This is a genomic window from Flavobacterium koreense (assembly GCF_054776075.1).
On record NZ_BAAHCF010000012.1, the window covers coordinates 65084 to 90331 of the forward strand.

At 36.3% G+C, this 25248-nt stretch carries 21 protein-coding genes; 4 read left to right on the forward strand and 17 right to left on the reverse strand.

Annotated features, from left to right (window positions below):
• Positions 1-181 precede the first annotated feature (181 nt).
• Complete coding sequence (locus tag ACYU7A_RS06515) at positions 182-5572, forward strand: hypothetical protein (protein WP_460575103.1); 5391 nt, start codon at positions 182-184, stop codon at positions 5570-5572.
• Here the strand turns inward: ACYU7A_RS06515 and ACYU7A_RS06520 are convergent.
• A complete protein-coding gene (locus ACYU7A_RS06520; RefSeq protein WP_460575105.1) occupies positions 5562-5894 on the reverse strand; it encodes a hypothetical protein in 333 nt (110 codons plus the stop codon). The two genes, ACYU7A_RS06515 and ACYU7A_RS06520, sit on opposite strands and share 11 nt — an antisense overlap.
• Before the next feature lie 28 nt (positions 5895-5922).
• On the opposite strand from ACYU7A_RS06520, the gene ACYU7A_RS06525 reads away from it, so the two are divergent.
• The 3 genes from ACYU7A_RS06525 to ACYU7A_RS06535 all read left to right on the forward strand — a co-directional run bounded on the left by ACYU7A_RS06525 (position 5923) and on the right by ACYU7A_RS06535 (position 8728).
• Positions 5923-6099 carry a DUF5522 domain-containing protein gene (locus ACYU7A_RS06525; protein WP_460575107.1) on the forward strand — a complete coding sequence of 59 codons (177 nt, stop codon included), beginning with the start codon at positions 5923-5925 and terminating at the stop codon, positions 6097-6099.
• 52 nt (positions 6100-6151) lie between these two features.
• On the forward strand, positions 6152-8128 hold the full coding sequence (locus ACYU7A_RS06530) for a urocanate hydratase (protein ID WP_460575109.1): 1977 nt from the start codon (positions 6152-6154) through the stop codon (positions 8126-8128).
• Between the two features lie 72 nt (positions 8129-8200).
• On the forward strand, positions 8201-8728 hold the full coding sequence (locus ACYU7A_RS06535) for a DUF4136 domain-containing protein (RefSeq protein ID WP_460575111.1): 528 nt from the start codon (positions 8201-8203) through the stop codon (positions 8726-8728).
• A gap of 257 nt (positions 8729-8985) precedes the next feature.
• Here ACYU7A_RS06535 and ACYU7A_RS06540 read toward each other — a convergent pair whose 3' ends face one another.
• The 16 genes from ACYU7A_RS06540 to paaA form a co-directional block, all read right to left on the reverse strand.
• Positions 8986-11031 carry an alpha-ketoacid dehydrogenase subunit alpha/beta gene (locus ACYU7A_RS06540; RefSeq protein WP_460575113.1) on the reverse strand — a complete coding sequence of 682 codons (2046 nt, stop codon included), beginning with the start codon at positions 11029-11031 and terminating at the stop codon, positions 8986-8988.
• Between the two features lie 38 nt (positions 11032-11069).
• A complete protein-coding gene (locus ACYU7A_RS06545) occupies positions 11070-12137 on the reverse strand; it encodes a branched-chain amino acid aminotransferase (RefSeq protein ID WP_460575115.1) in 1068 nt (355 codons plus the stop codon).
• 4 nt (positions 12138-12141) lie between these two features.
• Complete coding sequence (locus tag ACYU7A_RS06550; RefSeq protein ID WP_460575117.1) at positions 12142-13419, reverse strand: dihydrolipoamide acetyltransferase family protein; 1278 nt, start codon at positions 13417-13419, stop codon at positions 12142-12144.
• A gap of 42 nt (positions 13420-13461) precedes the next feature.
• The gene (locus tag ACYU7A_RS06555) at positions 13462-14058 is read right to left on the reverse strand and encodes an acyltransferase (RefSeq protein ID WP_460575119.1); all 597 of its coding nucleotides are present in this window, start codon (positions 14056-14058) and stop codon (positions 13462-13464) included.
• Between the two features lie 35 nt (positions 14059-14093).
• Entirely contained in the window at positions 14094-14843 is a 750-nt protein-coding gene (locus ACYU7A_RS06560; protein ID WP_460575121.1) for an enoyl-CoA hydratase/isomerase family protein, read from the reverse strand.
• Positions 14844-14901: 58 nt separating this feature from the next.
• Entirely contained in the window at positions 14902-17397 is a 2496-nt protein-coding gene (paaZ, locus tag ACYU7A_RS06565) for a phenylacetic acid degradation bifunctional protein PaaZ (protein WP_460575123.1), read from the reverse strand.
• A gap of 93 nt (positions 17398-17490) precedes the next feature.
• Positions 17491-18699: a 3-oxoadipyl-CoA thiolase gene (gene pcaF, locus ACYU7A_RS06570; RefSeq protein WP_460575125.1), complete on the reverse strand. Its 1209-nt coding sequence runs from the start codon at positions 18697-18699 to the stop codon at positions 17491-17493.
• A 57-nt stretch (positions 18700-18756) separates the two neighbouring features.
• Positions 18757-19206: a hypothetical protein gene (locus ACYU7A_RS06575; protein ID WP_460575127.1), complete on the reverse strand. Its 450-nt coding sequence runs from the start codon at positions 19204-19206 to the stop codon at positions 18757-18759.
• A 136-nt stretch (positions 19207-19342) separates the two neighbouring features.
• A complete protein-coding gene (locus ACYU7A_RS06580) occupies positions 19343-19750 on the reverse strand; it encodes a PaaI family thioesterase (RefSeq protein WP_460575129.1) in 408 nt (135 codons plus the stop codon).
• Positions 19751-19822: 72 nt separating this feature from the next.
• Positions 19823-20971: a 3-hydroxyacyl-CoA dehydrogenase NAD-binding domain-containing protein gene (locus ACYU7A_RS06585; protein ID WP_460575409.1), complete on the reverse strand. Its 1149-nt coding sequence runs from the start codon at positions 20969-20971 to the stop codon at positions 19823-19825.
• A 62-nt stretch (positions 20972-21033) separates the two neighbouring features.
• Positions 21034-21390, reverse strand: coding sequence for a four helix bundle protein (locus tag ACYU7A_RS06590; RefSeq protein WP_460575131.1), 357 nt, complete (start codon positions 21388-21390; stop codon positions 21034-21036).
• Between the two features lie 50 nt (positions 21391-21440).
• Positions 21441-22223 (reverse strand): enoyl-CoA hydratase-related protein, encoded by a 783-nt coding sequence (locus ACYU7A_RS06595; RefSeq protein WP_460575133.1) that lies wholly within the window; start codon positions 22221-22223, stop codon positions 21441-21443.
• 150 nt (positions 22224-22373) lie between these two features.
• Positions 22374-22874, reverse strand: a complete 501-nt coding sequence (gene paaD / locus ACYU7A_RS06600) for a 1,2-phenylacetyl-CoA epoxidase subunit PaaD (RefSeq protein WP_460575135.1) — start codon at positions 22872-22874, stop codon at positions 22374-22376.
• Between the two features lie 134 nt (positions 22875-23008).
• The gene (gene paaC, locus ACYU7A_RS06605; protein WP_460575137.1) at positions 23009-23761 is read right to left on the reverse strand and encodes a 1,2-phenylacetyl-CoA epoxidase subunit PaaC; all 753 of its coding nucleotides are present in this window, start codon (positions 23759-23761) and stop codon (positions 23009-23011) included.
• A 105-nt stretch (positions 23762-23866) separates the two neighbouring features.
• A complete protein-coding gene (gene paaB, locus ACYU7A_RS06610) occupies positions 23867-24148 on the reverse strand; it encodes a 1,2-phenylacetyl-CoA epoxidase subunit PaaB (RefSeq protein ID WP_460575139.1) in 282 nt (93 codons plus the stop codon).
• 81 nt (positions 24149-24229) lie between these two features.
• Positions 24230-25186, reverse strand: a complete 957-nt coding sequence (gene paaA, locus ACYU7A_RS06615) for a 1,2-phenylacetyl-CoA epoxidase subunit PaaA (RefSeq protein ID WP_460575141.1) — start codon at positions 25184-25186, stop codon at positions 24230-24232.
• Positions 25187-25248: the final 62 nt, after the last annotated feature.

Genomic DNA, 25248 nt, shown 5'->3' on the forward strand with positions numbered 1-25248 from the left:
ATAATAGCTTTATCTTTTCTTTGATAATTTTAAAAACAAGGCGGTTTATTATAGATTTAAAAAGGTTAAAAATCGGAAATTTCTGTAGTTTTTTTTTATTTAAATATTTAACATTTTTTATGCATTAAAACTTGTTTTTTACATGTTTTTGTTTATTTTTGATAAATACAATCAACTTGATATGCTGAAAAAATTACCTTTAATTTTTAACAATAATTTGGTTCCAATAAAAGTACAGTATTTAGTATGTATTGTATTATTTTTCATTTCGTTTCAAATTCAATCACAAACTACTATAATATCACCAACAGGCGATGGTGGTTTTGAAACTGGAACTACATTTGCATTAAACGGTTGGACCACAAACAATCCTGCACAAACTGGAAGAAATCAATGGGTTTGTAATACAGGTGCAACAACAGGTTTCTCAGGCGCTAGATCAGCATATGTTACTAATAATGCAACAGGAACTCCTCCACACACCTATGCGACTGGTACTGCAAGAGCATCACACTTTTACAGAAATGTGACTGTTCTTGGTGGTGAAACTAACATAATATTATCTTTTAGTTGGATTGGACAAGGTGAATCAACTTTTGACAGACTAAGAATATGGCTGGTTCCAACAACTTATAATCCTGTATACGGAACTGAAATAACTACCATTGGAACCGCTCCAACAGGTAGAATTCAAGTAGGACTTGCTAATTATAGTCTTCAAGGATCATGGGCAAACGTGAGTTTTAACCTTCCAACTTCCTATGCAGGCACAACTTTTAGATTGGTTTTTGAGTGGGCGAATGATGGAAGTTTCGGCACCAATCCTCCTGCAGCTGTAGACAATATATCCTTAACATCAGCAGCTATTGTTGCTCCTTCAAACAATAATTGCTCTAATGCTACATTGGTTACAACCAATCCAACTGCGACCTGTACAACTAGCACATCTGGAACAACAATTGGAGCAACACAATCTCAAGTTGGATGCACTGGTAATGCAGATGATGATGTTTGGTATAGTTTTATTGCCACAGGAAGTACTCACGCAATTACTGTAACTCCTACTACATTAACAAACGCTGTTTTTGAAGTATTTAGTGGTTCATGCGCTGGATTAACAAGCTTGAATTGTGTGAATTTAACAACTGGGTCAAATACTGAAACTATAACTTTATCAGGATTAACACCAACCAACACTTATTATGTAAGAGTATACAGTAATGCTAATGGAACGGATCAAGGTACTTTCTCAATATGCGTTACTTCGCCTCCACCTCCACCATCAAATAACTTATGTACTAATGCAACTGCTTTACCTTGTGCTACTACAAATCTTGCAGGAACAACAGTAAACACAAATAATATTATAAACAACTCTGGTTGCAGTATGGCAGACTATGGCGTTTGGTATACATTTGTTGGTGATGGTAATAATTCAACAATATCTGTAACGACTACGGGATATGATATTGAAATGTCAATTTCTAGCGGCTCATGTGGCTCATTGACAAATATTACTTGTCAAGATTCTGCATTATCAAATGGAACTGAAACTTACACTTTTTCAACAATTTTGGGTGTGAATTACTATGTTTATGTTGCACATTATTTATCAGGAAGTACTACAACTGGAACTTTTACAATATCTAGATCTTGTGCAGCAGCTCCAAATCCATGTGCTGCTATTCCTAATATCTCTAGTTGTGGAACAACCATAAACGCAACTATTCCAAGTGGTACTGGAATTTATAGTCCTTCTTCATGTGGATGGACAACACCAGGAAATGAGCAAATTTATACCTTTACACCAACTCAAACTGGAAGTTACACAATAAGTCAACTTGGCTCATTTGGCTATATTGATTACCAATTTAAAGCGGCTTCATTAGGATGCAATGGAACTGGATGGACTTGTATAGACGATATGTCTGGAGCAGTCACTAGTCCTAGTTTCACTTTAACTTCTGGCATTCAATATTATATTCTTTTAGATCCAGAAAGTGCTATAGGAGGCAGTGTTAGTTTTATACTTAACTGTCCTTTAACTCCTCCAACAAATGATGATTGTTTAAGTGCTACACCATTAACTGTAAATGCAGTATGTTCTTATGCAACTTATACAAATGCAGGTGCCACAGCAAGTTCAGGCGCACCAGCTCCAGGATGCTCAAGTTATTCTGGTGGAGATGTATGGTTTACAGCTGTTGTCCCTTCTAATGGAATATTAATTATAGATACTCAAACAGGTGTTATTACTGATGGAGGAATGGAGGTTTATTCGGGTTCATGTGGAAGTCTTACAGTTTTAGGATGTGACGACGATTCAAGTTTAAATGGTTCTATGCCAACTCTAACTTTAACTGGATTAACCCCTTCTCAAACCGTTTTCATTAGAGTTTGGGAATATGGAAATGATAATAACGGAACTTTTGGTATCTGTGTTACAAGTCCTATACCACCAACTAACGATGAGTGTGCTACAGCCGAAACAATAACAGTCAACCCAACCATAACTTGTACTATAAGTACAACAGGAACAACTTTAGGAGCTACTCAATCGCAAGCAGGCTGCACAGGAAATGCAGATGATGATGTTTGGTATCAATTTATAGCAACTGATGTTAGCCATACGGTAACTATTACTCCAACCTCTTTAACAAATGCAGTTTTTCAAGTTTTTACTGGCACATGTGGTAGTTTAATTAGTTCAGCATGTATTAATAACACTACTGGTTCTAATGTAGAAACAACAACATTAACTGGGCTTACAATTGGAGCAACCTACACCATAAGAGTTCATAGTAATGCAAACGGAAGTGGCCAAGGAACGTTTAGTATTTGCGTAACAACACCATGTACTCCGGGAAGTGGAGTTGGTTTATCTAGCATGGGATGCCCAACAAATGTTGCTGGTGGACTTGGATTAAACGGCTTAGATCCGTCACCAATTTTAGATTGCTCTACTTCAACTTGCACCAATTTAGAAGCAACTTTTTTACAACTTGGACAAACTACAAGTTATACAGTTCAATCAATTCCATATGCGCCTCCATATCAATTTGGATGTTTACAAAACTCCGTAAGTATAAGTGTTGATGATGTTTGGTCTCCAACGATAAGTTTACCTTTTAACTTTTGTTATTATGGCAATACCTACAATCAATGTTTAATTGGTTCAAACGGCGTAATCACTTTTGATCAAACAAGTAATACCCCAGGAGGATATTCAACATGGTCATTCTCAAATGACTTACCTAGCACCTCACTATTTTTAAACAGTATTTTTGGTGCTTATCATGATATTGATCCTAGTAAAGGAGGAGAAGTTGGTTGGGAATTAGTTACATTAAGTTCGGGATGTAGAGCTTTGGTGGCATCTTGGAATGAAATACCAATGTTTTCTGCCTCTTGTAATTCATTACTTTACACAGGAATGATTGTTTTGTACGAAAACACAAATATTATTGAGGTTTACATGAAAGAAAAAAGAGTTTGTGCCTCTTGGAATTCTGGAAATGCTGTAGTTGGCGTTCAAAATGCTACAGGAAGTCTAGCAACTGTGGCTCCGAATAGAAACTCAACAAGTACAGATTGGACAACAACAAATGAAGCATGGAGATTTGTTCCTTCAGGAACCTCTTTAACAACGATAACTTGGTATGAAGGAAATGGCATTACAGGACCAGTTGTGGGAAGTACGGCTTCTATAAATGTTTGTCCTACAGCAACAACAACATATACAGCTAGAGTAACTTATAGTTTCTGTAATGGAACAACCTTAGATTTAATAGATACTACCACATTAACAATTAGTGACAGAAAAACATGGAATGGTTCTGTTGATACTGATTGGAATAAAGCAAACAACTGGACACCAACTGGAATTCCTAACGGAAGTGATTGCGTTGTAATACCTATTACACCGAATAATCCAATAGTATCAGGAACAAATTATAATGGCCTTGCTGGAACATTGTCAGTATTAAATGGAGCTACTTTAACCATAAATTCTACTAATAGCGTTACTGTAACAGATTGGGTTAATGTTCAAGCTACTGGATCATTTATTATAAATAATGCTGCTAGTTTAGTTCAAATAAACAATACAACAAATACTGGAAACATTACCTACAGAAGAACTGCTAATAACATAAGAAGTTTAGACTATGTTTATTGGTCTTCACCAGTTTCAAACTATAATGTAAACAATATAATTTCACCATTAATTCCTGGTCCAATTTGGAGATGGAATCCAACAATTGCAAATACTAATGGTGGACAAGGAAATTGGGAAGTTGCTTCTGGAGATACTATGTTACCTGCTAAAGGTTACATTGTAAGAGGACCAAGTTCTTTTAGTCCATCAATTCCTGCACCATTGAATGGAACATTTGTTGGAACTCCAAATAATGGAATTATTAATTATACTATTTCAAGAGGTTCTGACCAAAACACAGCATATCATCAAGGAATAAATGGAACTGAAATTACTAACTTCAGTGACAATTGGAATCTTCTTGGAAATCCATATCCATCAGCTATTAGAGGAAGTCAATTTCTGTTCAATAACAATACAAAAATTGAGGGAAATATTAAACTTTGGACTCATGGAACTCTTCCTTCAATTATTGCTAGTCCGTTTTACAATAGTTATCTTTATAATTATAGTCCAGGAGATTACTTGACCTATAATTTTACAGGAACTAGTTGTTGTCCAGCTGCAGCTTCTGACTTATTTATAGGAGCTGGACAAGGATTTTTTGTTCAAATGATAGATGGACCAGCTGGCTCAGACATCGTTACATTCAACAATGGTTTAAGAAGCGCTTCCTACGACAACAGCTTATTTTACAGAATGAGCACTCCTTTAACACAAACAAATTCTACTTTTGATGTAAATACTTTGGAAAGAAATAGAATTTGGTTAGATTTAATAAGCAGCAACAATCAATCAGACAGAACTTTATTCGGATATATTGAAGGAGCCACTATGGGAAGAGATAGTTTCTTCGATAGTCAAACGCTAAAAACAGGTTCTATGTCAATTTATTCTTTGATAAATTCTGATAAATTTTTGATTCAAGGACGCCAACTTCCTTTTGATGTTTATGATGAAGTGCCTATTGGAGTTCACCTACAAAATTCTGGAAGTTATGATATTGGAATTGGTGGTTTAGATGGAATCTTTACTACTCAAAACATTTATTTAAAAGATAAAGAATTAGATATAATACACGATTTAAAAGTATCGCCATATCGCTTTAGTGCTCAAAATGGAACAATAAACAATCGTTTCAAAATAGTATATTTGAATGGATCATTAAACAACAATGACATATCATTAAACAATAATATAGCTGTAATAACCAATGAGAACATTGTTATCCGTTCATCAAATGAAAAGCTTCATTCAATCACAGTTTTTGATGTTTTAGGAAGAAATTTAGGAGTTTACAAAGACATCAATTCAACTGAATTTACTATCAAAAATCTATTGAAAAACAATACAGCTTTATTTTTACAAATCAAACTTGAAAATGGAGTAATAAAAAACGAAAAAATTATTTTTTAACATACTTTAAAAACCTCCAAAAAGACCTTTGCTTTAAATAGTTAAGGTCTTTTTCGTTTTTATAAGCTTCTCTTTCAAAAGAGATATTAAAATATGCTTCTTTTCTATCTTTGTATTGAATCAATCGAAACAAATACTCCGTAAAATACCATAGATAAAAAGGTAAAATAAGTAGTTCTAATTGTTGTCTAATATGAATTTTTTCATGATTAATAAATACTTTATTCAACTTATCATCCTTATCTGCTAAAAAAACAAATGGATAAAATGTTAAACCTCGAAAACCTCTTGGCGTTAAATATTTAAAAACTATTAGAATCATATGGTGCAAAGTTGCTAAATTTGTACTTATGAATGAAGATTTAAATCCGAAAAATTTAAAAGAAGGAGAAGATTACTATTTAACTCCCGAAGGCTATCGCTGTTTTACCGAAAAATACCATTTAAAACGCGGTTACTGTTGCAAAAGTGGTTGCAGACATTGCCCTTATGGATTTAACAAGAAGACTGGAACAATTAAGAAGTGATTAGTGACAATTAATAAATAGCAAACAACAAACTATAAACCATAAACTCAAAATGACTTTTCAAGAACAAATACTACAAGGAATTCCATCGGCTTTACCAAATCCGAAGCCTTATGAAGTTGAAATAAATCATGCTCCAAAACGAAAAGAAATTCTTTCTGATGAGGAAAAAAAGTTAGCGTTGAGAAATGCTTTACGCTATTTTGAACCAAAGCATCATGCAGAATTAATTCCCGAATTCAAAGCCGAATTAGAAACCTACGGAAGAATTTACATGTACCGTTTGCGTCCTGATTATAAAATGTATGCTCGACCAATTTCAGAATATCCTGGAAAATGCGAACAAGCAAAAGCCATAATGTTAATGATTCAAAATAATTTGGACTACGCAGTAGCACAACATCCACATGAACTAATTACCTATGGTGGAAACGGAGCTGTTTTTCAAAATTGGGCACAGTATTTATTGACGATGAAGTATTTGTCAGAAATGACAGATGAGCAAACTTTAGCCATGTATTCTGGTCATCCAATGGGATTATTTCCTTCACATAAAGAAGCACCGAGAGTAGTTGTTACAAATGGAATGGTAATTCCAAATTATTCCAAACCAGATGATTGGGAAAAAATGAATGCTTTAGGCGTTTCTCAATACGGACAAATGACGGCTGGAAGTTACATGTACATCGGTCCGCAAGGGATAGTTCACGGAACTACAATCACCGTTTTAAATGGATTCAGAAAAATAAAAAAATCTCCAAAAGGTGGTTTATTCGTAACTTCTGGATTAGGTGGAATGTCTGGCGCGCAACCAAAAGCTGGAAATATTGCTGGTTGCGTAACCGTTTGTGCCGAAGTAAATCCGAAAATTACACACATTCGTCATTCACAAGGTTGGATTAATGAAGTGATTGAAAATATTGATGAATTAGTCCCAAGAGTTAGAAAAGCATTAGAAAATCATGAAGTAGTTTCCATTGCTTATCTAGGAAATGTAGTGGATGTTTGGGAACGTTTCGACCAAGAAAACCTGCATATCGATTTAGGTTCCGATCAAACTTCATTACACAATCCATGGGCTGGAGGTTATTATCCAATCGGTTACACTTTTGAAGAATCTAATGATTTAATGGCAAATAATCCTGATAAATTCAAGGAAGAAGTTCAAAAAACATTGCGTCGTCATGCGGCTGCGATTAATAAACATACTGAAAAAGGAACCTATTTCTTTGATTATGGAAATGCCTTTTTATTAGAAGCTTCTCGAGCTGGAGCAGATGTTTTTGCCGAAAATCACATCGATTTCAAATACAACAGCTACGTTCAAGACATTATGGGACCAATGTGTTTCGACTACGGATTTGGACCATTCCGTTGGGTTTGCGCTTCGGGAAATCCTGAAGATTTAGCCAAAACCGATAAAATTGCCTGTGATGTTCTTGAAGAAATGATGAAAAATTCTCCAGAAGAAATCCAACAGCAAATGGCCGATAACATTCAATGGATTAAAGGCGCGCAAGAAAATAAATTGGTCGTTGGCTCACAAGCAAGAATTCTTTATGCCGATGCTGAAGGAAGAATTAAAATTGCAGAAGCTTTTAATCAAGCCATTGCTCGTGGCGAAATTGGATATGTAATTTTAGGACGCGATCATCACGACGTTTCCGGAACCGATTCACCATACAGAGAAACATCAAACATCTATGACGGCTCACGATTTACAGCCGATATGGCTATCCAAAATGTGATTGGAGACAGTTTCCGTGGTGCCACTTGGGTTTCTATTCACAATGGTGGTGGTGTTGGTTGGGGCGAAGTAATTAATGGTGGTTTTGGTATGGTTCTTGATGGTACTGAAGAAGCATCAAAACGTTTAGAGTCAATGCTTTTCTGGGATGTAAACAACGGAATTTCAAGAAGAAGTTGGGCAAGAAATGAAGGAGCAATTTTTGCAATAAAAAGAGCGATGGAGACGCAACCTTTATTGAAAGTTACCATCCCAAATATAGTAGACGAAAATTTATTATAGTTTCAGGTTTAAAGTTTCAAGTTAAGCTTTTGAACCTGAAACATCAAACTTGAAACACAAAAATAAAATACTATGAAAACAACAAAATTTTTACCATTACTCCTACTCTTAGTTCTTGCATCATGCAGTTCGGTTAGAGTAAATTCTGATTACGACAAAAAAGCCAATTTTGAAAGCTACAAAACCTATGCATATTCCAAAAATGCTATAGACAAAGTAGAAATTTCCGATTTGGATAAAAAACGCATTTTACGTTCCATTGATGAAGCATTAGCGGCGAAAGGTTTTACTAAAAGCGAAACACCCGATTTGCTGATCAGTATTTTCACAAAAGAAACGGAGCGTATTGACATTTACAACAACAACGGATTTGGTTGGGGTTGGAATCCTTGGTGGGGAATGGGAATGAACTACACCAACGTTTCAAGAACTCCCGAAGGTACTTTATTCATTGACCTAATCGATGCTAAAACCAAAGAATTAGTATGGCAAGGCGAAGGAAACGGCTATCTAACCAAAGACACCGAAAAGAAAGATGCAAGAATCAAAGAATTCGTAGATAAAATTTTGGCGCAATATCCTCCAGGCGCAAAAAAATAATTTAAAACTTCATTATTCGTTATTCCAAATTGAATATTCAACATTCAACAACGAATTTTGAATATTGAAATAGAATAAAAACCACAGTGTAGTACTTTACAAACTGTGGTTTTTTTATGATTTATGCTGATGAAAATCAGTAGCGATTGGCTTGGTTCCTTTTGGTTTCCTTGTTCCTGCTTTCCGAGTTACATGATAACTTCTCCAATCAGGGCTAGATTGATTTTGTATTGAATCTATGCAGAATTTCTAAGAAACTAATAATTCAAAAGCTCCTCCATTTTAGCTCTTACTTTATCTACATTCGGAATCATGGTAAACTCCAACATGCTATTCAATGGAATCGCAGGCATATTCTCTGAACCGATTACCATTACAGGCGCATCTAAATATTTAAAACATTTTTCTTGAATCAATCCAGCTAAACTTCTTGCAAAGGAATTGTTGGTTGGTTCTTCGGTTACTACAAGACATTTTTTGGCTTTTTTAACCGATTTAAAGATAGTTTCTTCATCAAGTGGATAAAGAGTTCGTAAATCAATAATTTCTACTTGGTTCTTCATCGATGCTGAAGCATTCAAAGCCCAATGAACTCCCATTCCATAAGTAATTACAGTTATAGTTTCATCGGTTTCTTGTTCCCAAATTTCTTGAACGATATTTGCTTTTCCGAAAGGCAAAATGTAATCCTCACTTGGTTCGTTTACTCTTGCGGCATCTGTTCCTTTTACTTTGCTCCAATACAAGCCTTTATGCTCTAAAATCACCACTGGATTTGGGTCGTAATACGCAGCTTTCAACAATCCTTTCAAATCTGCACCATTACTTGGATAAGCGATTTTTATTCCGCGAATATTGGTCAAAACACTTTCTACAGAAGAGGAATGATAAGGCCCGCCACTTCCATAAGCACCAATTGGAACACGAAGAATCATACTGACTGGCCATTTTCCATTGGATAAATAACACGAGCGACTGACTTCGGTAAACAATTGGTTTAATCCTGGCCAAATGTAATCGGCAAACTGAACCTCAACAATCGGTTTCAATCCAACTGCCGACATTCCAACCGTTGAACCCACAATAAAAGCTTCTTGAATTGGTGTATTAAAAACGCGATCATCTCCGAATTTTTGTGCTAAAGTTGCGGCTTCACGAAAAACGCCGCCTAAACGTCCACCAACATCTTGTCCGTATAGCAAACATTCTTGGTGTTTTTTCATTAATTCTTCCACAGCAAAAAGCGCGCAATCCACCATAACGACTTTATCTTCACGCTCTGGATTTCTCTCTCCAACTTCTTCTGTGATTGGAGTTGGAGCAAAATCGTGTGTAAATAAATCTTCTGGTGTTGGATCTTCAGCTAGTTGTGCTTTATCAAAATCAGTTTGGACTTTGGCAACAGCCTTATTTTCTATAGTTTGAATTTCATCTTTGGTAAATCCTGCTTCCAATAATTGTTTTATCAAAACCGGAAATGGGTCACGTGATTGTGCTTCTTCCAAATCGTCACGATACCATTCCATTCGAACTCCAGAAGTGTGGTGATTCAACAAAGGAACTTTGGCGTGCACCAAAAACGGACGACGTTCTTCACGAATGGTTTTAACCACTTTTTGAACCGCTAAATAGCTTTCAATAAAATTAGCTCCATCGATAGAAATGGCTTCAATTCCGTGGAAACCTTTGGCATATTCAAACGCATTTTGCGCACGAGTTTCAGCCTCATTTGCCGAAATATCCCAACCGTTATCTTGCACTAAATACAAAATCGGAAGTTGTTTTAAAGCTGCCATTTGCAATGCTTCGGCAATTTCTCCTTCGGTAACTGATGCGTCACCAAGCGAACATACAACTAATGGTTTTTCTTGATTAGTATCTTGAATTCCGATATTTTCTTTGTACCAAAATCCCATAGCTGCACCAGTAGCTGGAATAGCTTGCATTCCTGTTGCTGATGATTGGTGCGGAATTTTAGGTTTATCAGCATCTTTCAAACTTGGATGACAATAATAGGTTCGTCCACCTGAAAACGGATCGTCTTTTTTTGCCATCAATTGCAACATCAAATCGTAAGGTTGCATTCCGATTCCGAGCATCATAGCATCATCACGATAATACGGAAATGCATAATCTTGTGGCAAAAGTTGCATCGCCATCGCAATTTGAATCGCTTCGTGTCCACGTGAAGTTGCGTGCACGTATTTGGAAACTATTTTGAAATTGTCTTCATACAAAGTCGCCATAGCTTTGGCAGTTGCCATTGTTGAAAATGCTTTTTCTAATATTTTTTTATCTAACATTTATTTTATCTTTTTTGCTAAAAGCTATTGGCTGTCAGCTATTTCGCTTCTACAATCCAACCAAATTCATCTTTGATATCTTGAACTTTAATCGCATTCAAAGTATCGTTTACCATCACTGAAACTGGATTTTCGACTGGAAATTTAATTGATAAATCGTTGTTTCCGATTTCTTCTACCATCGCAATTCCTACTGCTGTTCCTGTTCCGAATGCTTCTTCTAAAGTTCCGTTTTTTGATGCTTCGATAATTTCTGAAATGGTTATTGGTCTTTCGGTTAATTCAAAACCTTTGCTTCTTAATAAATCGATTACACTCATTCGAGTAATTCCTGACAAAATCGAACCAGTCAAACTTGGTGTGATGAATTTTCCATCAATTTTGAAGAAAATATTCATTGTTCCTACTTCTTGAATGTATTCAAAATCTTGTGCGTCTAACCATAAAACTTGGTCGAAACCTTTTGCTTTGGCATATTCCGTTGGACGAATGGCTGCTGCATAATTTCCGGCTGCTTTAGCTTCTCCTGTTCCACCATTTACTGCACGAACGTATTTTTTCTCAGCGTATAATTTAATTTTTCTACTAAAAAATGGTCCTGCTGGTGATGCCATAACGATAAATTTGAAACTTGTAGCAGCACGCATTCCAATAAAAGCTTCGTCAGCATACATAAACGGACGCAAATACAAAGCGCTTCCTGTTGATTTTGGAATCCAATTTTTTTCTAAAGCGGTGAATTGTTTTAAGGCTTCTACGAATAAATCTTCAGGAAATGAAGGCATTCCCATTCTATCGGCACTAAAATTCATTCGTTTTGCGTTTTCATCAGGGCGAAATAATAATGGCGTTCCGTCTTTCCCTAAAGTTGCTTTCATTCCTTCAAAAATAGCTTGTCCGTAGTGTAAAGCCATAGCTGCAGGATGCGTTGGAATTAATGCCAAAGGTTCAATTCTTGGATTTTGCCATTCACCATTTTCATAATCACATATAAACATATGATCGGTGAAATTGGTTCCCATAGTAATATTTTCAAGATTTACCTCTGAAACTCTTGATTGTGGAACTTTAGTTATTTTTATTGCTTGTGTCATTACTGTTTCCATAATGTTATATTGTTGTGTTTGCGTCAAATTGTTCTAAATAATCGCCTACTTTTCTTAAAAATGAACCTCCTAAAAATCCGTCCACTACTCTATGGTCGAACGATAAAGAAAGATACATCATACTTCTGATGGCGATTTCGTCACCTTTTTCAGTTGTGATAACTTCGGGACGTTTTTTAATAATTCCTAAAGCTAAAATCGCAACTTCGGGTTGGTTGATAATGGGTGTTCCCATCAAACTTCCAAAAGTTCCAACATTTGAAATAGTGAATGTACTTCCTTGAATTTGTTCGGGTTTTAATTTATTATTTCGAGAAGCTTCTGCCAAAGTATTTACATCTTTTGCTAAAGCGACTAAATCTTTTTCATTGGCATTTTTCACTACAGGAACTATTAAATTCCCTGATGGTAATGCGGTTGCCATTCCGATATTGATATCATTGTGAACGATAATATTTTTATCATCCACAGAAACATTAATCATAGGAAAATCAGCTACGGCTTTTGCTACAGCTTGAACAAAAACTGGTGTAAAAGTTAATTTTTCGTTGTGTTTTTCTTGAAAATTATCTTTGTTTTCGTTTCTCCAACTCACCAAATTTGTCACATCGACTTCAATGTATGAAGTCACGTGAGGCGAAGTTTGCTTAGAATACACCATATGATCGGCAATCATTTTGCGCATTCTGTCCATTTCTACAATGCGATCTTTCCCTTCTATGAAATTGATTTTTGGTTTTGGATAAGATGAAGTTGCCGGTTGTCGGTTGTCATATATCGGTTTTGACTGAATAGGATATTTACGGTTCTTTAGATAATTAAAAACATCGCTTTTTTGCAAACGCCCATCGGTTCCTGAACCCGGAATGGTTTGTAATTCCTCAATTGAAAGATTTTCTTTTTGTGCAATTGAAATGATTAATGGCGAAATGAAAGCATTTGGATTGGTTGTCAGTTTTCGGTTGTCAGTTTTTTGATTTAAAACAACTTCGTCTTTTATAACTTCTGTTTTTTTACTTCCAACTTCTAACTTCTGACTTCCAACTTTTTCTTCTATCAACGCCAAAACAGTTCCAACTTCAACAACGTCATCTTTTTGAAAACGAATTTCCGTGATTACTCCCGAAACTGGCGCAGGCACATCACTATCGACTTTATCGGTAGCGACTTCTAGAATGGTTTCTTCAGCTTCCACAAAATCACCCACGTTTTTCAACCAACTGATTATTGTTGCTTCGGATATACTTTCGCCCATTTTGGGCATTTTAAATTCTGTTATCATTTTAATATTTTTTTGCCACGAAGGCGCAAAGACGCAAAATTTTTATTTTTTTATAAATTCATTCAACGTAGAATAAAATACTTCTTGTGTTGGTCGATTTGCTGGAATTTCTCGTAACGGTTCAACTGCTTTTAAAGTTTCGTAACATTCATTTGGCAACTGTTGATATAATGCTGTTCCTTTGGTTTTCCAATCAATCATTTCATCGGAAACGTCTTTTATAATTGTTGCTGGATTTCCCACTACCATTTTTCGGTTAGGGATTTGCATTGCAGCTTTTATGAAACTTAATGCACCAATAATACATTCATCTCCAACATTTACGTCATCCATAATTACGGAATTCATTCCGACAAGGCAATTTGCACCAATATTTGCACCGTGAATTATTGCTCCGTGGCCGATGTGTGCTCCGGCTTTCAAAACCATAGTCTTTCCTGGAAACATATGAATCGTACAATTTTCTTGAACATTACAACCGTCTTCAATAATGATTTCGCCCCAATCGCCACGAATTGCTGCGCCTGGACCAACATAAACGTCTTTTCCAATAATCACGTTACCCGTTACCGCTGCTTGCGGATGGATAAAACTACTTTCGTGTATGACTGGGATAAACCCTTTGAATTCGTATATCATTTTTTAGTGATTAGTGAATAGTAATTAGTGATTAGCTATCTAAACTTTTTCAAAGTTTCTTTTGTAAAATCAGACAATACTAATCTTCCGCTGATGGCTGCTCTTTCGGCTAGTAAATTGTCCCAATCTTCTGTTCCTCTCCAAAATACCTTTTTCATTTCGAGCATTGCTTCTGGATTGTAGGTACATAAATGTTCTGCGAATTTTTGAACGGCTTCGTCCATTTCTTCTATATTTTCGAATACTTGTGCAAATAATCCTTTTTCTTTTGCCCAATTTGCCTCATAAAATGTGTTGGCGTCGATTGCAATTTGTGACATTGCGGAAACTCCCATTTTTCTTTCAATAGCTGGTGAAACTACAAATGGTCCGATTCCGACATTTAGCTCTGATAATTTTATGGCTGCAAATTTTGTTGCCATACAATAATCGGTTGATGCTGCAATTCCTACTCCGCCACCAACAGTTTTTCCTTGAATTCTTCCGATGATGAATTTTGGACATTTTCTCATGGCGTTGATTACGTTGGCAAATCCTGAGAAAAATACTTTTCCGGTATCGGCATCGTTGATGGAAATTAGTTCTTGAAAACTTGCTCCAGCACAGAATGTTCGGTCGCCACCACTTTTTAGGATGATTACTTTTACTTCTGAATTATTTCCAACTTCTGTTATTGTGTTAGCTAATTGTGCTAAAATATCACTTGGCAAGGAGTTTTGTTCTGGATGAAAGAACTCGATTGTGGCGATGTTGTTTTGTATTTCTTGTTTTACGTATGCTTCCATATTTTTATTTAACCGCAAAGTCACGAGGTTTTTGCAAGGTTCGCTAAGTTTTTCATTTTTAAATTAATCCAAATTGTTCAAAGTGATGATTCAAATGCTTTCTCTCTAACAGATAAGAGGCGTATTTATTCATTTCTCCGAAAACCATATTCTTTAAAATTGCTTCTGGGTTTTCTTTGAAAAAGGTTTTATAATTTTCTCTTGCTTCGAAAAATTTGGCTTTGGCTGTTTCGAAATCGGGATGAATTAAATCTTCCAATTCGTCTTTTTTCATCGTTGGAAACTTGGTTCCCATTGGAAATTTGTCGTAATTGTATAACGAATTATGAACTTTATCCAAAATCTTTTCGGGTGTTGCTATTTCGAAATCTTGAATTTCACCCGACATGATTCGGTAGCCTTCTTCCAAATGTTCTAACAAATGTTGTGGTGTTAGAATTCCCCAACTTGGTTTGGTGTTTTCGGTTAATTTATTCAGACATTCGGCTATTTTTTCATCGGTCATTTCAACGAAAACTTCTTGTTTTTTCTGCACCATTGTTAGAATTGTTGCTACTGCTACCAATTCGTTTTCGGTGTCAAAAACCTCAACGAACCATTTTACAATTCCGCTTGGATGTTCTGCAGAAGCTACATCTCTGTCGACTTTTTGCTTGCACGTTAAACGTACATAAACCGTGTCGTTGTGGTAAATTGGACGCAAGAAACGACATTCTTCCAATCCGTAATTTGCGGCAACTGGACCTTTATTTGGATAAACGAACAAACCTGCCGCCGCTGCTAAAATGAAGTAGCCGTGAGCGGTTCTTTTTTTGAAAATACTTCCGTCAAGCGAAGTAATATCAGTATGTGCGTAGAAATGATCCCAAGTTAGATTGGCAAAATTGATGATGTCAGTATCGGTAACAGTTCTGTTGTGCGTTCGCAATGACATTCCGGGTTGAATGTCTTCCCAATGGTATTGGAACGGATGTTGTTTGATTTCTTTATACGCCGAATTCGCTTGATAAATTCCAGTGATCTCGGTCAAAGTTGTTGGCGAACCTTGAATAGCGCAACGTTGCATATAATGTTTGATTCCTCGAACGCCACCCATTTCTTCTCCGCCACCAGCACGACCTGGACCACCGTGAACCAATAATGGCAATGGCGAACCGTGACCTGTACTTTGTTTGGCATTTTCACGATTTAGAACTAAAATTCTACCGTGATGAGATGCTGCGTTTACAACATATTCTTTGGCTATTTCGTCAGAATTTGTAACTATTGATGACACTAATGAACCTTTACCCATTTGGGCTAATTCAATAGCTTCGTCAAGGTTTTTATAAGGCATAATCGTTGAAACAGGTCCAAAAGCTTCGGTTTCGTGAACGGCTATATTTGTAAACGGATTGTCTTCGCGAAGTAAAATTGGACTCACGAAAGCACCTTTTCCATCGGCTCCAATTATGTTGGTTTTTTCTAAATCGCCATACACTATTTTGGCAGATTTTGATAATTCTTGAACTCTTCCTTTAAGCACATCGACTTGGTCTTTACTTACCAAAGCGCCCATTCGAACCTCTTTCAATCTTGGGTCACCGATAGCAACTTTGTCTAATGATTTTGAAAGCGCGGCTTGCACGTCATTCATCAGTTTTTCTGGAACAATCATTCTACGAATTGCTGTACATTTTTGCCCTGCTTTTACTGTGATTTCACTTCGAGCTTGGTTGATGAATAAATCGAATTCTGGAGTTCCTGGTAAGGCATCTTCTCCTAAAATGGATGCGTTTAATGAGTCAGCTTCCATTGTAAACGGCACTGATTCTTGTATTAATCTTGGATGTGCTTTTAATAATCTTCCTGTTGTTGCCGAACCAGTAAATGTGATTACGTCTTGGCTTTCAACAGTATCGAAAATATTTTTAGCAGTTCCTGAAATTAATTGTAATGCGCCTTCTGGTAAAATATTTGATGCTATGATTTCACGAACAACAGCTTCGGTTAAATAAGCTGTAACTGGAGCTGGCAAAACAACCGCTGGCATTCCGGCCATCCAATTGCAAGCACATTTTTCTAACATTCCCCAAATTGGGAAATTAAAAGCGTTGATGTGAATAGCTACTCCTTTTTTCGGAACCAAAATATGATGCGCCATAAATCGGCCACCTTTTGACAAATCGATTGGGTCGCCTTCTACGTGATACGCTTGGTTTGGGAATAATTTTCGTAAGGAAGCATTGGCATATAAATTTCCAAATCCGCCTTCGATGTCAATCCACGAATCGACACGAGTGGCACCGGTTCGGTAACTGATTTCGTAAAAAGCTTCTTTTCGTTTGGTCAAATACATCGCCAAACTTTTAATCATGTTGCCGCGTTCTTGGAAGGTCATTTTGCGAAGTTTTTCAACGCCTTTTGTTCTTCCATAATGTAAAATGGCTGGAATATCCAATCCTTCCACAGAAGTTTCTGCGATGAATTCTCCAGTGACTGCATCGTAAGAAGGTTTTCCTTCTCCAGTTGCTGACGTCCATTTTCCTTGTACGTAATGTTGTGTTTTGTTCATATTACCAATATGTCGCTCCTACGGAGCTTTTATATTAAAATAAAAATCTTTTTTTCCATTTTTTCCATTTTTTCCATTGGCTAAAGCCAACGGCTATTCAGCTACGCGTTCTATAATTGCTGCGTAGCCTTGACCAACTCCGATGCACATTGTGATTAATGCGTATCTTTTTCCTGTTAGTTGTAATTCTAAGGCTGCTGAATATGCGATTCTTGCTCCGGTTACTCCTAGTGGATGACCAATTGCGATGGCACCACCATTTGGATTTATTCTTGGATCGTTGTCTTTTAGTCCTAATTCGCGAATGCACGCTATACTTTGTGCTGCGAAGGCTTCGTTTAATTCTATAATATCGATTTGGTCTAAGGTTAAACCTGCTTTTGCTAATGCTTTTTTGGTGGCTTCAACTGGACCAATTCCCATGATTCTTGGTTCTACACCAACAACTGATGAACTTACAATTCGAGCCAATGGTTTTAGGTTGTATTTTTTTACAGCTTCTTCCGATGCTATTATTGTTGCGCAAGCACCATCGTTTAAACCTGAAGCATTTCCTGCAGTTACACTTCCGTCTTTTTTGAAAGCTGGACGCAATTTTGACAAACCTTCCATTGAGGTAGATGGTTTGATGAATTCGTCTTTTGAGAATTGAATCGCATCGCCTTTTCGTTGTGGGATTTCTACGGTTACAATTTCTTTGGCTAATCTTCCTGAAATTTGTGCTGCAGTTGCCTTTTGTTGACTATTTAAAGCAAACGCATCTTGGTCTTCACGAGTGATATTGTATTTTTCTACTAGATTTTCGGCAGTTTCACCCATTGCGTCTGTTCCGTACATTGCGTGTAGTTTTGGATTTATAAATCTCCATCCAAAACTGGTGTCGTACATTTTAGAATCGGTTCCATAGGCTGATGATGGTTTGGAAACAACTAATGGTCCGCGTGTCATGTTTTCGATTCCACCTGCTATAAAGATGTGTCCGTCTCCAGCTTTAATTGCGCGATTTGCGTGGATTATTGCTGATAATCCTGAACTACAAAGTCGGTTTACGGTTTCGCCTGGAACTGTGTATGGCAATCCTGCTAATAAAAGTGACATTCTAGCTACATTACGATTGTCTTCTCCAGCTTGATTGGCGCAACCTATGATTACGTCATCATAAGCTTCTTTTGGAATGTTTGGATTTTTTTCTACTACGGTTTTGATTACCAATGCTCCTAAATCATCTGGACGAACCGATGCTAGTGTTCCTTGGTAACTTCCGATTGGAGTTCTTACTCCGTCTATGATGTATGCTTCCATATTTCAGTTGGCAGTTTTCAGTTGGCAGTTTTCAGTTGCGCAACTTTGAACTTATATTTATTGTTTAATTTTTGCGGAAAGGAATGCTTTCTCTATGATTGGTTTGTAATAATTTTCAGATTCCGATGGATAAAAACTCACAAAGGAAATTGATGAGTTTTCATCATTCTCTTTACAATATATCAAAATCATGTTTGCTTTATCTTCTGAAATTTTCTTAACAAACAATATATTAACACCATTGATAATTATACTTCCTTCATCAACATTGTCCGAAGTTTTTTTCAACATATTCTGTTTCATTTTTTCTAAAGACATTGGAATCAATTTAGCTTGTATAGCTGATTTTTCGCCTTTAGTATAATATGAATTTCCTTGTTTAATTTCATAAACAGTACTATCAATTTCAATTTGTATTTCTAAATCTTTTTTTAAATTTTCTGATGAATTCTGACTAAAACCATTAATCCAAAAAATTAAAAATCCTATTAATACTAGTTTCTTCATAAATTCTATTTTCTATTCAATACATATACTATTTAGCCCTGATTGGAGAGGAAAGCTCCCGATTTTTTCGGGACTTGGAACGGAAAGCAGGAATTGCCATTACTGAAAATGCCCGAGCCATTCGCTCCTGACTATTCTATTCTTCCCAATCTTTTTGTGTGCGATAGACAACGCCTTTGAAAAGCGCTACTAATTCATCACCTCGTTTTACTTCTATTATATTGAATCCTAGTTTGTTATTTACTTTTTCTATTACTGATTCGGCTGTTAAATAATCTCCTTCGTTTACGGCTTCGATGTGATTTATTGAGGTTTCTATGGAAACTGAAAATTTACCGTGTGTGTTGGCGGCGAATCCGAAAGCGGTGTCGGCTAACGAATAGGTGATTCCGCCGTGGGCTTTGAACATACTGTTGAGCATCTCTTTGCGCACCGTCATTGCGACTTTGCAACGACCGATTTCGCATTCGAGAATTTTGATGCCTAGCCATTGACTGTAAGCATCTTGACTTAACATTTTGTATGGTATTTTTGTTCCTTCCATTTTTTAAACCATTAAGGTATTAAGTTTCATTAAGTTTTTTCTCGCAAAGACGCAGAGTCGCAAAGTTTTTGGTTAATAAAAATTTTTATTTGCATTAGCCATTCTTCTTAATATTGGACTACATCTGTATCGGTCTTCGTGGTATTCGTTGTATAATTCGTCTAGCTTTTCAACGCACCATTGAATGCCGAGTTCGTCTGCCCATGCTAGTAATCCTTTAGGGTAATTTACTCCTTTGGTCATTGCATTGTCGATGTCTTTGGCTGATGCTATGTTTAAAAAGAATGTGTCAGCAGCTTCGTTGATTAGCATTACGATTACTCTTTCGAAAATGCTTTTGGCTAATGCTAAATCTTCTATTGGTTTTGGTAATTCTTTGTTGTAATTGTAAAATCCGCGACCTGATTTTCTTCCCAGAAATCCTGCTTCTAATAATCTTTTTTGTGTGAAAGATGGTTTGAATTTTGGGTCGAAATAGAATGCTGTGAATACGGTTTCTGTTACGATATAATTTACATCGTGACCAATCAAATCCATTAATTCGAAAGGTCCCATTCGGAAACCTCCGATGGTTTTTAGAGCCCAATCTATTGTTGCAAAATCGGCTACACCTTCATCGTAAATTCGTAGACTTTCGCTGTAAAAAGGTCTTGCGACACGATTTACTATAAATCCTGGTGTGTCTTTGGCAACGGCAACTACTTTTTTCCAATCAGAGATGATTTGTACTGATTTTTGCAGTACTTCTTTGCTGGTTTGAACCGCTGGAATTACCTCAACTAGTTGCATTAATGGTGCTGGATTAAAAAAGTGAATTCCAATGACGCGTTCTGGTTTTTGGCAAGAAGCAGCAATGGAAGCTATTGATAATGAAGACGTATTGGATGCTAAAATGGTTTCGGGCGAGACATAATTTTCTAGTTCTGAAAATAATTTTCGCTTGATTTCCATATTTTCAATTATGGCTTCGATGACTAAATCAGAATGCGATAATTCTCCTAATGTGTGTGCGTAGGAAATGTTGTTTTCGATTCGGGATTTTTCGTGCTCGTCTATTTTAGTTTTTTCAACTAATTTAGATAGCGTATTTTCGAGATTGGATTTGCTTTTAGCAAGCGCATCGAGATTGGTGTCGTAAATTTTTACTTCATAACCTGCTGTTGCGGCCACTTGTGCGATGCCACTTCCCATTGTTCCTGAACCTATTATTGCGATTTTCATTAACGATTGCTGATTAACGATTGCTGATTTTTGATTTTTTTCGTCCATTTTAAAATACACATCTATTTTTTTGAAGAAGCCGTTTTTACACTTACAACAAAAATTGAAATTAGCTCATCATTTTCTTTTAACAATTTATTTAATGAATCAATATCGGTGACTAATTCAGCTCCTTTTTGGATTTTCATATTGATAAAACTTTCTCTCAATTCTTTCAAACAAATTTTCATTTTATGAAGAAAATCATTTGTAGATTCTCCACTTCTGGCTTCTCCATAATTTAAAGCAGATGAAGTTGCAGAACGAATTAATTGCTTTGCTAAATGTTCAGAAGCAAAAGATTTATCAATTTTCTTACACATTATAATTACATCAACTGCAAACTGAATTAATCTATCTTCTAAATTTATTGGTTTCATATACTTACTTTTAATTCAAAAATCAACAATCAAAATTCGTTAATCGTTAATCAATTCCCTTTGAATTCGGGTTTTCTTTTTTCTACGAAAGCGGTTACTCCTTCTTTGTAATCGTTGGATGAACTTGCTTCGATTTGTAAATCTGATTCTAGAGCTAGTTGTTGTTCTAGATTATTTGTCATTGATTGATTTAATAATCTTTTGGTTAAACCGATTGCTTTTGTTGGCATTTGAGCTAAAGTTGTTGCCAATGTCATTACTTCTTCTTCAAAAAATGAGGTTGGATAAATTTTATAAATCATACCCATATTTAATGCTTCTTCAGCAGATACTTTGTCGCCTAACATCATTAAAGCTGTTGCTTTTTGGAAACCAATTAATCTTGGCAAGAAGAAAGTTCCTGCGCTGTCTGGAATTAAACCGATTTTACTGAAAGCTTGAATGAAACTTGCGTGGTCTGTTGCAACAACAATATCACAAGCTAAAGCGATGTTTGCTCCAGCTCCAGCTGCAACTCCGTTTACAGCTCCTATAATTGGCTTTTCTATGTTTCGGATTTTTTGGATGATTGGATTGTAATGTTCTTCCAATATTTTTCTGAAACCTGGATTTAATTCTGGGTCGGTTACTTCTTTTAGGTCTTGTCCGGCACAAAAAGCTTTTCCGTTTCCGGTGATTACTATTGCACGTACATTTGTATCGTTCTCACAATTATCTAGAGTTTCTTGTAACAGAAACGCCATTTCACGATTGAAACTATTGAAAACTTCGGGTCTGTTGAGTGATATCCACGCGACATTTTTTTCAATTTTTAGTTCTATTGAATTGCTCATACCTTATTTTATTTTATGAACCATTAAGAAATTAAGCTTCATTAAGGGTTTGATTCTCGCAAAGTCGCAGAGTCGCAAAGACTATTTTACTGCAAATTCGCTAACTTTCTTATTATATTAAAACCTACAAGGTTTTGGAAACCTTGCAGGTTATTTTAAACATTTAAAGTAGTCGAAAGGTTCTAGGCAATCTTCGCATTGGAAAAATGCTTTGCATGCTGTGGAACCAAATTGACTTACTAATTTTGTGTTCAATGAACCGCATTGCGGACATTTCACTAACTTTTTATTACCTAGAAGTGCTTCTTTATCGGCTGATTCTGATAAAGGTGAAGCAATTCCGTATTTTTCTAATGCTAATCGGCCTTTTGGAGTAATCCAATCGGTTGTCCATGCTGGCGATAGGATTAGTTCTATTTTGGCTTCGTAGCCTTTTTGTTTGAATGCCAATTTTATATCATCTCCAATTACATCCATTGCTGGGCAACCGCTGTAGGTTGGTGTGATTTGAACTTCTACAATATTGTTTATTATTTTGGCAGAACGCACTACTCCCATTTCCATTATTGATAATACTGGAATTTCTGGATCGGATACTGATTCTAGTATTTCGAAGAGATTTTGGTCGATATTTATTAGTTGTTCTGTCATTTGTTTAACAGCAAGGAGCGCAAGGTTTTAATTGCGTGCGCTTTGCTTACTTATTTTTTGGAACACGGATGACACAGATTTAACTGATTTTCACGGATTCTTTTTAATCTCTATTTAAAACTCTGAATATTCAATTACCAAGTCATGTTTGGATACGTGCGTTGCATGTACTGCAATTCTGTTAGAATGAAGCCCATGTGTTCGCTGTGTATTCCTTGCTTTCCACCTTTTTGGAAATATTCAATAGTAGGTGTTTGCAATGTAGCTTCTTCTAAAACACTACTTACTTTTTTATAATAGTTTGCTTTCAAAAGTGTAACATCCACTCCTATTCCTTCTGCAACCATAGTTTTATCAGCATCGGTTTGATGGAATAATTCATCGGTAAAAATCCACAAATCATTAATTGCAGTTTGGATTCTGTTGTGGCTTTCTTCGGTTCCATCACCTAATCTTTTAATCCAATCGGAAGAAAATCTTGTGTGATACAGCACTTCTTTGATGCTTTTTTTGGCAATTGCAGCCAACATTTCATCTTTACTGTTTTGTAATTCTTCTAATAATGCTAAATGGAAAACATCAAACAAAAACTGTCTTGCAATGGAATAGCCAAAATCGGTGTTGGGTTGTTCTACTAAAAGTACGTTTTTGTATTCTCTTTCCAAACGAAGGAAAGCTACTGTATCTTCATTAGCATCACCACCTTGTAATTTGGCTACATATTGAAAATAGCTACGTGTTTGCCCAAATAAATCAAGAGAAATATTGGTTAAGGCGATATCGGTTTCAATGCTTGGTCCGTGACCACAAAGTTCACCTAAACGCTGACCAAGAATCAATGAGTTATCTGCAATTCCGTATATGTATTGAATTAAATTGTTGTTCATAATTTGTTTTTTTCTCGCAAAAGCGCGGAGTCACAAAGACCATTTACCGCAAATTCGCAAATTATATTATAAACCTACGAGGTTTTGAAAACCTTGCAGGATTAATTACATGTGTTTTAATTCGTCAGGCAATTCATAAAACGTTGGATGACGATAAGCTTTGTCCATTGCTGGTTCAAATGTTTCTCCGTTATTTTCAGGATTGGATGCTGTGATTTGAGCCGATGGAACAACCCAAATACTTACACCTTCCATACGACGTGTGTAAACATCGCGAGCGTTTTCTAATGCCATTGTTGCATCACTTGCGTGAAGTGAACCGCAATGACGGTGCTCTAATCCGTTTTTACTTCTTATAAATACTTCCCAAAGTGGCCAGTTTTTCATAACTTGATAGGTTGTGGGTAGTAGGTTGTGGGTAGTAGGTCAAACTTCTGTAACCTATTACCAAATACCTAAAACCTAAATTTATATTGCTTGTTTTACTTCTTTGTTTGCTTGTTTTTCTGCGTAAGCCATGGCTGCATCACGAACCCATTTACCGTCTTCGTGTGCTTTTACTCTTGCAGCAATTCTTTGTTTGTTGCAAGGACCGTGGCCTTTTACAACTTGCCAGAATTCGTTCCAATCGATATCGCCAAAATCGTAGTGTTTACGTTCTTCATTCCATTTTAACTTGGCATCAGGAATGGTTAAACCAAGTATATTAGCTTGTGGAACCGTTTGGTCTACAAAAGCTTGACGTAATTCATCGTTAGTTTTACGTTTCAATTTCCATTTTACTGATTGCTCTGTATTTGGTGATTCTGCATCAAGAGGTCCAAACATCATTAACGACGGCCACCACCAACGGTTTAGTGAATCTTGAGCCATTGCTTTTTGCTCGGGAGTTCCGTTGCAAAGTGTTAAAAGGATTTCATAACCTTGACGTTGGTGAAAACTTTCTTCTTTGCAAATACGAACCATCGCACGAGCGTAAGGCCCATAAGAAGTTCCCATTAAAGCCACTTGGTTCATGATTGCTGCACCATCAACCAGCCAGCCAATGGTTCCCATATCTGCCCAAGTTACCGATGGATAATTGAAAATACTTGAATATTTTGCTTCGCCAGAATGCAATTGTTCAATTAGTTCTTCTCTTGAAATACCTAATGTTTCTGCCGCGCTATACAAATATAATCCATGTCCACCTTCATCTTGAATTTTAGCCAATAAAGCTACTTTTCTACGTAATGATGGTGCGCGAGTAATCCAATTTCCTTCAGGCAACATTCCTACGATTTCAGAATGCGCATGTTGTGAAATTTGACGAATGTGTGTCTTGCGATACTTTTCGGGCATCCATTCTTTCGGTTCTATTTTTTCGTCACGAGCGATTCGTGCCTCGAACATTTCTTCTAAATTTTTTACTTCTTTTTCTGACATAATTATTTGAATTAGTGTTCAGTGTTCAGTCGCCGTAATATTCTACTTTGCAGTAACTTTGA